The sequence below is a fragment of the Cryobacterium sp. BB307 genome, from assembly GCF_012274275.1.
Lineage (GTDB): Bacteria > Actinomycetota > Actinomycetes > Actinomycetales > Microbacteriaceae > Terrimesophilobacter.
The window spans coordinates 312,992-326,893 of record NZ_JAANZA010000001.1 but is presented as its reverse complement, the minus strand read 5'-3'; the positions used below and the strand labels follow the sequence as shown (position 1 = coordinate 326,893).

At 68.2% G+C, this 13,902-nt stretch carries 15 protein-coding genes; 7 read left to right on the top strand and 8 right to left on the bottom strand.

All coding sequences use genetic code 11. The features are described 5' to 3' along the window. Nucleotides 1-47: 47 nt before the first annotated feature. On the top strand, nt 48-677 hold the full coding sequence (locus HGK58_RS01475; protein ID WP_168625786.1) for a hypothetical protein: 630 nt from the start codon (nt 48-50) through the stop codon (nt 675-677). Here the strand turns inward: HGK58_RS01475 and HGK58_RS01470 are convergent. After that, nucleotides 668-1,057 (bottom strand): hypothetical protein, encoded by a 390-nt coding sequence (locus HGK58_RS01470; protein ID WP_168625785.1) that lies wholly within the window; start codon nt 1,055-1,057, stop codon nt 668-670. The two genes, HGK58_RS01475 and HGK58_RS01470, sit on opposite strands and share 10 nt — an antisense overlap. Nucleotides 1,058-1,107: 50 nt before the next feature. Here HGK58_RS01470 and HGK58_RS01465 point away from each other — a divergent pair, with 50 nt between their 5' ends. After that, on the top strand, nt 1,108-1,485 hold the full coding sequence (locus HGK58_RS01465) for a DUF2255 family protein (protein WP_168625784.1): 378 nt from the start codon (nt 1,108-1,110) through the stop codon (nt 1,483-1,485). A 6-nt stretch (nt 1,486-1,491) separates the two neighbouring features. Here HGK58_RS01465 and HGK58_RS01460 read toward each other — a convergent pair whose 3' ends face one another. After that, nucleotides 1,492-1,986 carry a bifunctional nuclease family protein gene (locus tag HGK58_RS01460; RefSeq protein WP_168625783.1) on the bottom strand — a complete coding sequence of 165 codons (495 nt, stop codon included), beginning with the start codon at nt 1,984-1,986 and terminating at the stop codon, nt 1,492-1,494. A gap of 134 nt (nt 1,987-2,120) precedes the next feature. Between HGK58_RS01460 and HGK58_RS01455 the strand changes: the two genes are divergently transcribed. From HGK58_RS01455 to HGK58_RS01430, 5 genes are all read left to right on the top strand, one after another. After that, entirely contained in the window at nt 2,121-2,783 is a 663-nt protein-coding gene (locus HGK58_RS01455; RefSeq protein WP_168625782.1) for a TetR/AcrR family transcriptional regulator, read from the top strand. Between the two features lie 40 nt (nt 2,784-2,823). After that, nucleotides 2,824-6,255 (top strand): bifunctional proline dehydrogenase/L-glutamate gamma-semialdehyde dehydrogenase, encoded by a 3,432-nt coding sequence (locus tag HGK58_RS01450; RefSeq protein WP_168625781.1) that lies wholly within the window; start codon nt 2,824-2,826, stop codon nt 6,253-6,255. Nucleotides 6,256-6,671: 416 nt separating this feature from the next. Beyond that, nucleotides 6,672-7,118 carry a MaoC family dehydratase N-terminal domain-containing protein gene (locus tag HGK58_RS01440; protein ID WP_168625780.1) on the top strand — a complete coding sequence of 149 codons (447 nt, stop codon included), beginning with the start codon at nt 6,672-6,674 and terminating at the stop codon, nt 7,116-7,118. Next, a complete protein-coding gene (locus HGK58_RS01435; RefSeq protein ID WP_168625779.1) occupies nt 7,115-7,528 on the top strand; it encodes a MaoC/PaaZ C-terminal domain-containing protein in 414 nt (137 codons plus the stop codon). The genes HGK58_RS01440 and HGK58_RS01435 overlap by 4 nt, the downstream gene beginning before the upstream one ends. Continuing rightward, nucleotides 7,528-8,625 carry a UDP-N-acetylmuramate dehydrogenase gene (locus HGK58_RS01430; protein WP_168625778.1) on the top strand — a complete coding sequence of 366 codons (1,098 nt, stop codon included), beginning with the start codon at nt 7,528-7,530 and terminating at the stop codon, nt 8,623-8,625. The genes HGK58_RS01435 and HGK58_RS01430 overlap by 1 nt, the downstream gene beginning before the upstream one ends. Here the strand turns inward: HGK58_RS01430 and HGK58_RS01425 are convergent. The 6 genes from HGK58_RS01425 to HGK58_RS01400 form a co-directional block, all read right to left on the bottom strand. Beyond that, nucleotides 8,622-9,239, bottom strand: coding sequence for a response regulator transcription factor (locus tag HGK58_RS01425; protein ID WP_168625777.1), 618 nt, complete (start codon nt 9,237-9,239; stop codon nt 8,622-8,624). The genes HGK58_RS01430 and HGK58_RS01425 overlap by 4 nt on opposite strands. After that, nucleotides 9,236-10,381: a sensor histidine kinase gene (locus HGK58_RS01420; protein WP_168625776.1), complete on the bottom strand. Its 1,146-nt coding sequence runs from the start codon at nt 10,379-10,381 to the stop codon at nt 9,236-9,238. Before HGK58_RS01420 ends, HGK58_RS01425 begins: the two co-directional genes overlap by 4 nt. A gap of 27 nt (nt 10,382-10,408) precedes the next feature. After that, the gene (locus HGK58_RS01415; protein ID WP_168625775.1) at nt 10,409-11,242 is read right to left on the bottom strand and encodes an ABC transporter permease; all 834 of its coding nucleotides are present in this window, start codon (nt 11,240-11,242) and stop codon (nt 10,409-10,411) included. After that, a complete protein-coding gene (locus HGK58_RS01410; protein ID WP_168625774.1) occupies nt 11,239-12,123 on the bottom strand; it encodes an ABC transporter ATP-binding protein in 885 nt (294 codons plus the stop codon). Before HGK58_RS01410 ends, HGK58_RS01415 begins: the two co-directional genes overlap by 4 nt. Before the next feature lie 87 nt (nt 12,124-12,210). Beyond that, nucleotides 12,211-12,447: an NAD(P)(+) transhydrogenase (Re/Si-specific) subunit beta gene (locus HGK58_RS01405; protein WP_168625773.1), complete on the bottom strand. Its 237-nt coding sequence runs from the start codon at nt 12,445-12,447 to the stop codon at nt 12,211-12,213. 11 nt (nt 12,448-12,458) lie between these two features. Continuing rightward, a complete protein-coding gene (locus HGK58_RS01400) occupies nt 12,459-13,850 on the bottom strand; it encodes a PspC domain-containing protein (protein ID WP_168625772.1) in 1,392 nt (463 codons plus the stop codon). Nucleotides 13,851-13,902: the final 52 nt, after the last annotated feature.

The following is a 13,902-nucleotide window of genomic DNA, read 5'->3' as shown; positions in this document are numbered from 1 at the left end:
CTCGCTTACTCCATGTACGCCGGCCGCACTGATCGAGGGAGTCTGGAATGCCGCGGCTCGCCGTGCGAAACACACTCGCAGGTTTGGTGGCGGTGCTGCTGCTGAGTGGTTGCGACTCGACGTCGGAACCGCCCACGCCATCCGGGCCGAAGCTGAGCGCCGCTGAAGAGCAACTGGTTCAAGAGAGCCTCGACGGCTCATGGAGGATGGTCGTCTTGCTGTATGCGGACGCAGTGCGCCCGGAGGTCGAACGAGTTCGGCTCGTGGAGCAGAGCGACCAACCGACGGCCATTGCGGACTGCCTCGCCGAGCAGGGATATGACGTCGTCGTCGACTCGCAGGGTTCGATCAGCAGCACAGGCGGGGGCGAGGCGTTCCAAGTGGCCTACTACACGTGCGAAGCCACGTACCCGCTACACCCCGACTACCTTCGCCCATTGAGCGAAGCACAATTGGCGCATCTCTATAACTACTTCCTGAACACCCTGAAGCCGTGTCTGGAAGCCGAGGGATACGACGTGCCACCCGCGCCGAGCTTGCAGCGGTTTCTCGAGACGTACAACGAGGGTGGCGGCTGGATTGTCTATGGCGAGGTCGCGGGGGCAAAGTTGCCACCTGGCGAATGGGGGCGGATCAACGCTCTGTGTCCGCAGATCCCGGATGACCTCTATGGCTGATCGCCGTCGAATTCCCGGCGGAGGTACTTCGGCGCCTGGCTTCGCCACGCCTCGGTGACGACCTCGGCCAGAAGCTGCGGGTCGACGAGGGTCAGCCGGATCAGCACCTTCGGCTGTCCCCAGCGCACTTCCGACATCCGGAACACCTCCGGCCAGCCGTAGAGCAGCGCCCGCTGCTCGTCGGTGTCGGCGACCTTGGCGCCCATCACCGGCTCGGATGCGATCAGCTCACGTAGCGCCGGGCTCTCGCTCGGCCACGGGTGCGACTCCCAGGCGTACAGTTTGTTGCGGACGAACCAGGCCGCACCGCCGGTCGTCGCCCGTTCCTCGCTACCCGGCAGGTCGGCCGCGACGCGGCTCACGTCATCCAAGGTCGGCATGCCGAACAGTCTGCCCCGCGCCACCGACGACCGTGAACTTTCAGGAGACCATGACCACCTGGACAAGCGACGAGCTCGAGAAAGTCGGCGCCGCCGAGGAGTTGCAGCTGTCATCGTTGCGACAGGATGGCTCGCTCCGGCCGTTCGTCACAATGTGGGTGGTGCGCGTCGGCGAAGACCTCTACGTCCGGTCCGCCTACGGTCCGGACAGCGGCTGGTACCGGAGGGCAAAAGCCAGCGGATCCGGACGCATCCGAGCGGGGGGCGTCGAGCGTGACGTCACCTTTGACGAAGCGGCACCAGGGGTGCACCCCGCGATAGATACCGCCTACCACGCCAAGTACGACCGCCACGGCCCCAGGATCGTCGGCACCGTGGTCGGCGACGCCGTGGCCGAATTGACCATCCGGCTGGTGCCGCGCGACTGACACCGCTCAGCCCTGAAAGTCCTCGGGGTCGACGTCATCGAGGAACTTCTTGAACTCCTCGAGCTTCTCGTCCTCGTCGAGCAGGTGCTCGGTCTGATCGACGATGCCGGCCTCGTCCAGCACCTCGTCCTCCACCCAGATCGGCGCATCCATCCGCGAGGCGAGCGCGATCGCATCCGACGGCCGCGAATCGAGCACGAGCCTGCCGGCGCTGGTCAGCAGCGTGATCTCCGCGTAGAAGGTGCCCTCTTCGATGCGCGTCACCTCTACGCGCTCCACCTGAGCCCCTACCGTCTCCAGCAGGGTCTTCATCAGGTCGTGCGACAGCGGCCGCGGCGCCTCGGCGCCCTCGATCGCGATGAAGATCGACGTCGCCTCCTGGCTGCCGATCCAGATCGGCAGGATCCGACCCGTGCCCGGCTCCTCGAACAGCGGCTTCAGCAGGATGATCGGCTGCGCGCGCGAATCGAGGGCAATCCCTGCAATGCGGACCTGAACCATGGTGCGACTCCCGGATAGGCGACCGGATGTTCGGACATGCTATGCCAGCCGGGTGAGTGCGTCACGGGTTGGGAGCGAACACCCGGCGTGCTGCGGCATCCGCTTAGGCTGGGTTCCCAGCGGAAGGAGAGCGGATGCCGCAGCCGGTCAACGGTCGCTACGCGAAGGGCGTCGCCAAGCGAGAGGCGATCCTCGACGCCGCACTCGAGGTGTTCGGCGAGGTCGGCTTGCACGGCGCATCGCTGCGCGAGATCGCGAAGCGCGTCGGGGTCAGCCACCAGTCCCTCATGCACTACTTCCCGACCAAGAACGAGCTGCTGATGGCGGTGCTCCGCCGACGTGACGAGCGACTCCGCCGCCACTTCGACGACCCGAGCGGCATGTCGCTTCGCGAACTTATCTCGCTCGCCGAGGACAACCGAAGGATGCCCGGCGTCATCGAGCTGTACAACATGGCATCCGCCGAGGCGACGACGGAGGGGCATCCGGCGCACGCCTACTACCGCGAGTTCTATGAGCGGATCGTCGAGTCGACGGGCCGGTTCCTGCAACGTGCCGCCGACCGCGGCGTGCTCAAGGAGGGCTGGACGCCCGAACTCGCCGCGCGTGCTGTGCTCGGCGCGCAGGATGGGCTGCAGCTGCAGTGGCTGTACGACCGCAACGATGTGAAAGTCGCCCAGATCATGCGAATGCTGGTCGCCGCACTGATCACGGTGCCGCTCGAAGAGCTCGAGGAAACGCCGGCCGACCCCGGCGAAGAGCCGGTCAAGAAGTCGGTAGAAAACACCACGTCATAAACCTTGCCAACTGGCAAGAATTTGGGGTTATATTTGCTCCATGCCAACGACGACAACCGCCCACCAGACGATCCCCGCGGACCTCGCCGACGCCGCAGTCGCGCAGGCCAGGGATTGGGCCGGGACCGGGGCACGAGCCGGCTCCAGCCGTTCCGCACACCTGCTCGCGCAGGTGCTCAAAGACAAGAACGGCCTCGACTTCACCATCGGGTTCGTGGACCGGGTCGTGCGACCGGAGGACCTCCGGGTCGCCGCGGTCAACCTTGCGCAGCTCGCGCACCGGGTGCCGGCGTTCCTGCCCTGGTACATGCGGTTCGCGATCCAGCTCGGCGGGTTCGCCGCGCCGATCCTGCCCTGGCCGGTCGTGCCCATCGCACGCGCGGTGCTGCGGCAGATGGTCGCGCACCTCATCGTCGACGCGCGCCCGGAGAAGCTCGGCCCCGCGATCGCGAAGCTGAAGCGTCCGGGCATCCGGCTCAACATCAACCTGCTCGGTGAGATCGTGCTCGGCAAGGCCGAGGCGGACCGGCGGCTCGCGGGCACTCGGGCGCTTCTCGAGCGCGACGATGTCGACTACGTCTCGATCAAGGTCTCGTCGATCGAGAGCCAGCTGAACATGTGGTCGTACGACGAGACGGTCGAGCGCGTCACCAAGCGGCTCACGCCGCTGTACGAGCTCGCGGCGACGTCGAGGACGCGCAAGTTCATCAACATGGACATGGAGGAGTACCGCGACCTCGACCTGACCATCTCGATCTTCATGGCGCTGCTGGACCAGCCGCAGCTGCAGAAGCTCGAGGCGGGGATCGTGCTGCAGGCGTACCTCCCGGATGCGCACGCCGCCTACCGCAGGCTGCTCGACTGGGCGAAGGAGCGGGTCGCGAACGACGGCGCGCCGATCAAGGTGCGGCTCGTGAAGGGCGCGAACCTCGCGATGGAGACTGTCGAGGCGACGGTGCACGGCTGGGAGCTGGCCACCTGGCACAGCAAGCAGGCCACAGACACCCACTACAAGCGCATCCTGAACGAAGCACTCACCCCGGAGAACATCGCCGCGGTGCGGCTCGGCGTCGCCGGCCACAACCTATTCGACATCGCCTTCGCACACCTGCTCGCGACGCGGCGCGGCATCACCCGCGGCGTCGAGTTCGAGATGCTGCTCGGCATGGCCGAAGGACAGGCGGATGCCGTGCGCGAGTCGGTCGGCGGGCTGCTGCTCTACACACCGGTCGTGCAGCCCAAAGAGTTCGACGTGGCGATCGGCTACCTGATCCGCAGGCTCGAAGAGAACGCGAGCCAGGAGAACTTCATGTCTGCTGTATTCGAACTGGTCGAGAACGAGCGGCTGTGGAACCGTGAACGGGACCGCTTCCTCGCGTCGCTGCGTGACGTCGACGACACGGTGCCCTCGCGCAACCGCCTGCAGTCGCGGCTCGATTCGCCGGCACCCGCCGGCCCTGAGTTCGCGAACGAAGCGGACACCGACCCGGCGCTTCCGGCCAACCGGGAGTGGGGCGCTCGAGTGATCGCGGATGCCGCGGACGACAGCATCGGGCAGGAGATCGTGACCGAGGCCGCGGTCACCGATGGCGCAACGCTCGACGCGATCATGCAGCGCGCACTGGACGCAGCCGGGGACTGGGCGGCTCTCGGCGGCGCCGGCCGAGCGCAGGTGCTTCGCCGCGCCGCGGACGAACTGGCGGCAAGCCGCGGCCGGCTGCTGTCGGTGATGGCCAACGAGACCGGCAAGACCATCGCCGAGGGCGACCCGGAGGTCAGCGAGGCGATCGACTTCGCCCGCTACTACGCAACCCTCGCTGAGGAACTCGACCGGGTGGATGGCGCCGAGTTCGCCCCGTCCAAGCTTACCGTCGTCACCCCGCCGTGGAACTTCCCCCTCGCCATCCCGGCCGGGTCTGTGCTGGCTGCCCTCGCATCCGGGAGCAGCGTCGTCGTCAAGCCGGCAAAGCAGGCGCAGAGGGTCGGCGCGCTGATGGTCGATGCGCTCTGGCGTGCCGGAGTGCCCCGCGAGGTGCTGCACCTCGTCGACCTGAAGGACCGCGAGCTTGGCCAGCGGATGGTCTCGCACCCAGGCGTCGACCGGGTGATCCTGACCGGCTCCTACGAGACCGCGGAGATGTTCCGCGGCTGGCGCCCGGACCTGCGGCTGCTGGCCGAGACCAGCGGCAAGAACGCGATCATCGTCACGCCGTCGGCCGACCTCGACCTCGCCGTGTCGGATGTGGTCAAGAGCGCGTTCGGGCACGCCGGGCAGAAGTGCTCGGCCGCGAGCCTGGTGATCCTGGTCGGCTCGGTGGCGCGGTCGGAGCGGTTCGAGCGCCAGCTCGTCGACGCGACGACCACTTTGCGCGTCGGCTACCCGACCGACCCGACCACGCAGATGGGTCCGGTCATCGAGGACGTCGCCGGCAGCAAGCTCGAGCGCGGGCTGACCCAGCTCGGAGCCGGGGAGCGCTGGCTGCTCAAGCCGGAGCGGCTCGATGACTCCGGACGGCTGTGGTCGCCGGGCATCCGCACCGGGGTGACCGAGGGCAGCGACTTCCACCTGACCGAGTTCTTCGGTCCGGTGCTGGGAATCATGCGCGCCTCCAGCTTGGCCGAGGCGATTCGGCTGCAGAACGCCGTCGACTACGGGCTCACCGCTGGGCTGCACTCGCTCGAGCCGTCGGAGCTCGCGACCTGGCTCGACGCGGTGCAGGCGGGCAACCTCTACGTGAACCGGGGGATCACCGGCGCGATTGTGCGCCGTCAGCCGTTCGGCGGCTGGAAGCGCTCGTCGGTCGGCGCCGGGGCGAAAGCCGGCGGACCGAATTACCTGGTGCACCTAGGCGGCTGGAAGCGGGCCGAGGCTCGTGAAGGCAGCGAGCCCCGCGGAGCGGTCGCCGGCCTGGTGAAGGCCGCGGGCGGCGATGAGTTCCTGCAGCGCTCCGCCGCGAGCGACCAGCTGGCCTGGGAACGCGAGTTCGGCCGGGCGAAGGACGTGTCGGCGCTCGGTGTCGAACGCGACGTGTTCCGCTACCGTCCGATCGACGTGACGGTGCGGTTGAACGAGGGCGGGGCCGTGGGGGACCTGGTCCGTGTGCTTGCCGCCGGCATCCGGGCGGGCGCTCGGATGGCGGTGAGCAGCGCCGTGCCGCTCTCCCGCGATCTGTTGGTTGAGCTGTACGGCTACAAGGCGTACGTGACGGTCGAGAGTGACGCCGCATGGCTGAAGCGGGTCGCCGGCGGGGGACTCGTCACGACGAGGGTTCGGCTTATCGGCGGCGGCCACAGCGAACTCGCGGCGGCGCTCGGCGGAACCCCGGATCTCGCGATCTACTCGGACGAGGTGACCGAGTCCGGCCGGATCGAGCTGCTGCCGTTCCTGCGCGAGCAGGCGATCGCGATCACCGCCCACCGCTTCGGAAACCCCGACCACTGGTCGGAGACAGTGCTGCGCACCGACGCCTGACCGCCGAGTTGCCCACTTCGGCCCTATTTCGGGCACCGAATCGGGGCGGAAGTGGGCAACTCGAGGCGCTTTTCAGGGTGAAATGTCGGTGGTGGGGAGTAGTCTGGCGACACGCCGAAAACACAACATGTAGGGGAATGACAATAGTGTGATTCCCGTTATATAGTGGGTACCCACCAAGCCAGTACAAAAACGAGAAGACCTGAGGAGGCACCATGGAGAACGACACCGACACCGTCGGCGGCTACGCCGTTCCCGTCGACCCGATGGATCTTCTGCAGTGCGACAGCTGCCAGTAAGGCGCTCGCACCTTTAGATTCCTTAACCCCGGCCACCATGTAGGTGACCGGGGTTCGGTCGTTAACGTGCCCGCTGTGAGCGGGAGCTGGTCAGACGGCTCTGGCTAGGATGACCGAGTGGCAGTGAATCCTGAACTCGTCGGCCGTCAGTTCCCACCGATCCCGCCGTACCTCGTCGGCCGCGAGAAGATTCGCGAGTTCTCCCGTGCGGTGTTCGCCACCAGCCCGCTCAACCTCGACCCGGATGCCGCGCGCGAAGCCGGCTACGCCGACGTTGTCGCACCGCCGACCTTCCCGATCGTCATCCAGGAGCACACGCTCGCGCAGCTCCTCGCCGAGCCGGGCGCGGGCATCGACCTCACCCTCACGGTGCACGGCGACCAGCGCTTCAGCTACACCCGGCCGATCGTCGCCGGCGACGAGCTCACCGCCTCGCTGACGGTCACGAGCGTCAAGAGCCTCGGCGGCAATTCGATGGTCACCGCGGAAACTGTCATCACCGACCTGGCAGGCGAGCACGTCGTCACCTCCACCTCCACCCTCGTCGTGAGGAGCGCCGAATGACCGACACCTCCGCCCTCACCGTCGGCGACGTCGTCGCCGAACGCGAGTACCACTTCACGCGTGACTCCCTCGTGCGCTATGCCGGCGCATCCGGCGACTTCAACTCGATCCACTACCGTGACGACGTGGCCGCCGCGGTCGGCCTGCCCGGCGTCCTCGCCCACGGCATGCTGACCATGGGCGTCGCGGTGCAGCCGGTGGTCGACTGGGCCGGCGACCCGGCCCGCGTCACCGACTACCAGGTGCGCTTCACCCGTCCGGTCGTCGTCGACCCGGCCGACGGCGCGACCATCACCGTCGTCGCGAAGGTCGGCGCGATCGAAGAGGGCCGGGCACGCATCGACCTGACCGTCAGCTTCGACGGCAGTACCGTGCTCGGCAAGGCGCAAGCCAAGGTCAGGACCGCCTGATGCGGCTGGCCGAACTCACCACCCTGCGGGTCGGCGGCGAGGCGCGCGAGCTGATAGATGCCGAGACGACGGATGCGCTGACCACCGCGGTCATGGACGCCTGGGCTTCCGGCGAGCGGCTCCTCGTGCTCGGCGGCGGCTCCAACCTGGTCATCTCCGACGCCGGCTTCGACGGCCGGGTCGTGCGTGTGCTCAGCCGCGGCATCGAACGCGACGGCACCACCCTCCGGGTGCAGGCGGGCGAGCCGTGGGACGAGGTCGTCGCCTTCGCGGTCGCGGGCGGGCTCGGAGGCATCGAGGCGCTCTCCGGCATCCCCGGCTCGACCGGTGCGGCGCCCGTGCAGAACATCGGCGCGTACGGCCAGGAGCTCTCCGACACCCTGGTCGCGATCGACTTCCTCGACTACGACGAGGGCAGCGTCATCCGGATCCCCGCCGCCGGGCTCGAACTCGGCTACCGCACGTCGTCGCTCAAGCAGGGTCGCCGCGGCGTGGTCACGGCCATCGAACTCCACCTGACCGATGGCGCCGACGGCAGCCCGGTCGGCTACGCCCAGCTCGCGTCAGCGCTCGGCGTCGAGGTGGGCGACCGGATGCCGCTCGCGCGGGTGCGCGAAGCGGTGCTCGCGCTGCGGTCATCCAAGGGCATGGTGCTCTCGCCCGACGACCCGGACTCGGTGAGCGCCGGTTCCTTCTTCACCAACCCGATCGTCAGCGAGAACTTCGCCCGTGGGCTGCCCGGTGAACCGCCGCGCTGGCTCATCGATCCGCTGCCGGAAGCGCGCGTGCTTCCGCTTCCGGACGCCGTGCCCGGTGACGCAGCAATCGTCGCGCCCCCACCGGTCGTCGCCGAGCATGAACCGCTCGCGAAGCTCAGCGCGGCCTGGCTGATCGAACACTCCGGCATCCAGCGGGGCTTCTCGCTGCCCGGCTCCCGCGCGGCAGTCAGCGGCAAGCACACACTCGCGATCGTCAACACCGGCGGCGCCACCGCGGAGCAGATCGCCGAACTGGCGCGCTACATCCAGGTGCGGGTGGTCAACCAGTTCGGTGTGCACCTGCAGCCGGAGCCGACCCTGGTCGGCCTGGAGCTCTAGAGCAGCCCGAGTTCCATCGCCTTCGTCACCGCGCGCGTGCGGTCGCTCACCTCGAGCTTCTCGAACACGTGCAGCAGGTGCGTCTTCACGGTCGCCTCCGACAGGAACAGCTCCGCCGCAATCCGCGGATTGCTCTGGCCTTGCGCCACCAGGCCCAGCACCTCGAGCTCGCGCGGGCTGAGGGTCGGCGTTGCAGGCCGCTGCACCCGAGCCACCAGCTTTGCCGCGATGGTGGGCGCCAACGCGACCTCGCCGCGCGCCACCGAGCGGATGCCAGCGAGCAGCTCCTCGGTCGGTGCCGCCTTCAGCAGGTACCCGCTCGCGCCCGCCTCGATCGCCCGCAGGATGGTGTCGTCCGACTCGTACGTCGTCAGCACCAGCACCCGGATGCCGGGTTCGGCGGCGAGGATGCGCTCGGTCGCGACATCACCGTCGATGCCTGGCATCCGCAGGTCCATGAGCACGACATCCGGCTTCAGCTGGATCGCGGTCTCGACAGCTTCCGGTCCGGTGGTCGCCTCGCCGACGATCTCGATGTCGTCCTCGGCGCCGAGCAGCGCCACGATCCCGCCGCGCACCACCGGGTGGTCGTCGGCGACCAGCACCCGGATCATTGGGCGCCCGCCGGGATGCGAGCCACGATGCGGGTGCCGTCGGAGCTGCTGCTGACGTCGAGCGAGCCGTTCACGAGCGAGAGCCTGTCACGCATACCGTCGATCCCGAAGCCACCGGCGGCACGCTCGACGAACCCGTGCCCATCGTCCACGACGGTCAGCCACACGTCGCCCGCCTTATCCTCGACGAGCATCCGCACCGTGCGAGCCTCGGCATGCTTCCGCACGTTGGCCAGCGACTCCTGCGCGCATCGCAACAGCACCACCTCCCGATCCCGACTGAGTGGGGGAAGCGCGTCTGCCCGCACCTGAACCCGGACGCCAGACTCGCGCTCGAAGCGCTCGGCGAGCCGACCCAGCGCCGGCACGATCCCACCGTGCACCTCGATGGGTGCTCCCGCCGCGACCAGGGTGCGGGTCTCCACCAGCGCGTGGCGGGCGCTGTCCTCGAGGATGTCGAGGCGCTCGAGCAGGCCGGCGGTGTCCCCGGATGCCGCGTCCACCTTCGCGCGTTGCGTCACCATGACGATCGCGGTCAGGCTCTGCGCGATGGTGTCGTGCAGCTCGCGGGCCATCCGCTCACGCTCGCTCGACACACCGGCATCGCGGTTCATCGCGGCGATCTCCTCCTGCGCTTCGGTGAGCTCGGCGAGCAGTCTGCTCACTTCGTCGGCGCGGTCGGTGATGCTGCCGATCCAGAACCCGATGGCCATGCTCATGCCGAACGACAGCACCGCGATCATCAGGATGACGAAGAAAGAGTCAGGGTTCTGGTCGTACGCGAAGTAGAAGCCCGTCGCGGTGGCCAGCGCGACGGCGATGTTCGCCCAGATCGCGCGCGGCAGGGACGGTGCCAGCGTCCACACCAGCGGGAACAGCACCGCCTGCAGGGTCGCGGCATTGGGTGAATGGGCCACCGCGACCGCGAGCAGCACCAGCAGCAGCAGCTGGAACGCGATCGCCACCCTGCGCGACATGAACGACCGCCATCCGAATGCCAGCCAGCTGATGCTCACCAGCACGAGCGCCGCGCAGGAGATCAGCCAGTCGGTGACATCGAGCTGAGCAGACAGCCAGGTGGCCGGGATGAGCAGCAGTGGCACGCCGATGAAGGCGACGTGCCACCACTTCAGAGACTGCATGTCCCTACCTTCGCACGCCTCGCACGATCAGCTGTCCTTGCGGATCCAGCGGAACGCGAACCGGCAGAGCACGAGGCCGGCGACGAGCCAGATGCCTAGGGCGATCGCAACGCCGGGCAGATTCCACGCCTCACCGACCTCCATCGCCGCGAAACTCTCCGGCAGGAACACCGAGCGCATCCCCTCGGCCATCCACTTCAGCGGGAACAGGCTCGCGAAATTCTGCAGCCACTCGGGCAGCTGCGTGAACGGCAGGTACACGCCCGAGATGAACTGCAGCACCAGCGCGATCGGAATGACCACCGCGGTTGCGCTCTTTCCGCTGCGCGGCACGCCGCTGAGGGCGATGCCGAGCACGGCGGAGGTGATGATGCCGAGCACGAACACCCACGCGAACGTGAGCCAGCTCTGCGGGTCGGTGGGCAGCTCAACGCCGAACGCGAACCGGGCGAGGGTCAACAGCAGCGCGGCTTGCAGCGTGCCGGTGACGAGCACCTGGCCGATCTTGCCGATGAAGTAGCTGAACACTGGCAGCGGCGTGCCCGCGAGGCGCTTCAGGGTGCCGTCTCCGCGCTCGATTGCGATGTCGACCGCGAGGTTCTGCACCCCGCTGAGAAGCAGGCCGGCGGCCAGCATTCCCGGCAGGTAGTAGGCGGCGGCGCTGATCTCGGTGCCGTCTGCGGTGCCGAACGGCAGGTCGGAGAACGCGACGGCGAAGATCGACAGCATCAGCACCGGGAACAGGAACGTGAAGAACACGGTGTCCCCGAGCCGGAAGTACGACTTCAGCTCGTAGCCGATCCGCGAGACGCCGAGCCGAACGGTGTGACCGGCCGGGAGAGTGGGGTTCAAGGTAGTCATGATGCGAGGGCCTCCTCGGCGATGGGCTCGACTCCGGCCGAGCGGACCAGTTGCAGGTAGACGTCCTCGAGGCTGGGACGCACGATCTCGACCTCGTGGGGTTCGGTTCCGGATGCGGCGACCAGCCGCGCGACCAACGTCGCCGGGTGCTCTGTGCGCTCCTCGCGCAGTTCGCCGTCCTCGCGCCAGCGCACGAGCGGCACCCGCGCATCCGCCCCGCCGATCTCACCGATGGCGCCGATGTCAACCAGCCGACCGCCGACGATGATGCCCGCGCGGTCGCCGAGTTGGGCGGCCTCGTCGAGGTAGTGAGTGGTGAGGAGGATGGTGGTGCCCTCCGCCTTGAGGTTGCGGACCAGGTCCCAGAATTGGCGGCGGGCCTCCGGGTCGAAGCCGGTCGTCGGCTCGTCCAGGAACAGCAGCTCTGGACGTCCGATGATGCCTAGTGCGACATCCACGCGCCGACGTTGGCCGCCGGAGAGCTTGCGGATCATCGTCGTCGCCTTCTCCTCGAGGCCGACCGCGGCGATGGTTTCCTCGACGTCTCGCGGGTGCGGGTAGAAGCCGGCGAAATGCCGAAGCTGCTCCCGCACGGTCACGTTGCCGCTCTCGCCGGTGCTCTGAAGCACGATGCCCAGGCGTGCCTTCCAGTCGAGCCCGCCGTGGCGGGGGTCAGTGCCGAGGACCGAGACCTGGCCGTCGGTGCGGTCGCGGTAGCCCTCGAGGATCTCGATGGTGGTGGACTTGCCTGCACCGTTCGGCCCGAGCAGCGCGAACGTCTCGCCGCGTTCGATGTCGAACGAGATGCCGTCCACCGCGGCGAAGTCGCCGTAACGCTTGTTGAGGTCGCGAACGCTCACGACCGGGTCGGTTCTTGTCATGCCTTAAATGCTGCTCGGGGGCCGCCCAAAAGGGCAGCCCCCGATCGATGGGATTGTGCATCAACCGATCGGTTGATGCTGCGTGTCTCAGCGTCTCCGGGTGGTGGCCGCGACGACCGCACCGGTCAGCGCGATCGCGCCGATCACGATCACCGCCCAGGCGAGGATGACACCGGGGCCGACGTTGCTGAGGTCGAGTTGCGCTCCGCTGAAGTACAGCGCGGCGAAGGCGATGAGGATGAACCCCCACACCACCGTTCCCACGCGCACCCGGCGGGGTCCGTTATCGTACTGCCGCACCGGGCTGGTCTGCTGCTCTGACATGGTGTGCGCTCCTAGTTCTGTGCCTGGTTGACGTCGATGTTGCCGGCGATGACCCACACGTCGATGACGAGCGTGCGGTCCGGGTCCGAACCGTCACGCGGCTCGAACTCCTCGACGGTGTTGATGACCGCGCCGCCGCGGCTGCGCTCGCCCTGGAAGTTCACGTTCCCCGCGACGATGCGCGTGTGGACCTCGCTGTGCTCGTCGGCCGGCACCGTGACATCCGCGTTCCCGGCGATCACGGTGAGGGCGACGTAGCCGTCGTCATCCCGGGCGTTGTCGAAGTAGTCGCTGAGGTCGATCGACGAGTCGCCGCTGATGACCGTGCGGCGCTGCGAGTCGCCCTCCGCGTAGCTGGGCTGCCACTGGAGCGCGTTGTCGATGATGACCGGGCCGCCGACGAATCCGAACGCGGAGGTGAACACCAGGGCGATGGCGACGAAAACGCCGAGGCCACCCGCACCGCCGCTGCGGCGGCCGCTGAAGCCGTTGATCACGACCGCGAGCCCGAGGATGCCGAGGGTGACGGCCATGCCGGTGATGGTCGCGCTGAGCGACCAGGCGCCATCGGCGAGGATCAGCGCGGTGGCCGCGCCGGCGATGAGTGCGACACCGATCGCGATCAGGGTGACCACCGGGTTGGCGGCGGTGCGCTGGTGCTCCTCGGCCCACTGGCGGCGCTGCTCGGCCGCTTGCGCTGCCCGGATGCGGCTCTCCTCTGCGAGGCGCTCACGCTGGTAGGCGTTCTGGCGCTCCTTCCAGGCGGCGTGCTCGCGCTTCCACTCGGCCTGCTGCTCCTTCCACGCGGCCAGCTCGTCGGGGTCGGTCGGGGGAGCGGCCGGCGGAGGCGTCGGAGCCTCCTCGTTCTGGATGGCGTCGGATGAGGCATCCGTTGCGGAGGTCATGAAGTAGGTCCTTCCGGGGGTGGTGGTGGAATTGCGAGTCGCCAGCCAGATGATGAGCCAGACGATCGAGCCGATGATGGCGAGAGTCCAGATGATCCGGCCGACGCTGAAGCCCCAGAACGGTTCATCCCATGCCCACGGCCCGGCGAACCAGAAGCCCTGTGAGAACGGGAGCAGCGCGAGCAGGAACAGTACGCCGATGCCGGCGATGGCCCCGTCGAACTCGCCCTTGAAGAGGCGCTCGAGGTGGATCCGGTCGTTGGTGTCCGGCAGCAGGAGCCAGGCCGCCGCGTACAGCAGCAGCGCCGGACCGCCCAGGATGGCAACGACGACGATGATCCCGCGGACGATGAGCGGGTCGATGCCGAGGCGCGCGGCGACACCGGCGGCGACGCCGCCGATCCAGCCGGGCTCGCGGCGGACATCGAGTCCGCGGATCCAGTCGAAGAACCGGTTTGCGCCGCCGGTCTCGGTGGTGTTGGGAGTTTCTGTTGGCATGCCTCAATCGTGGCGCTCGGTGAAGTCGGCTCGCCATCAGGGTCTGCCCTGA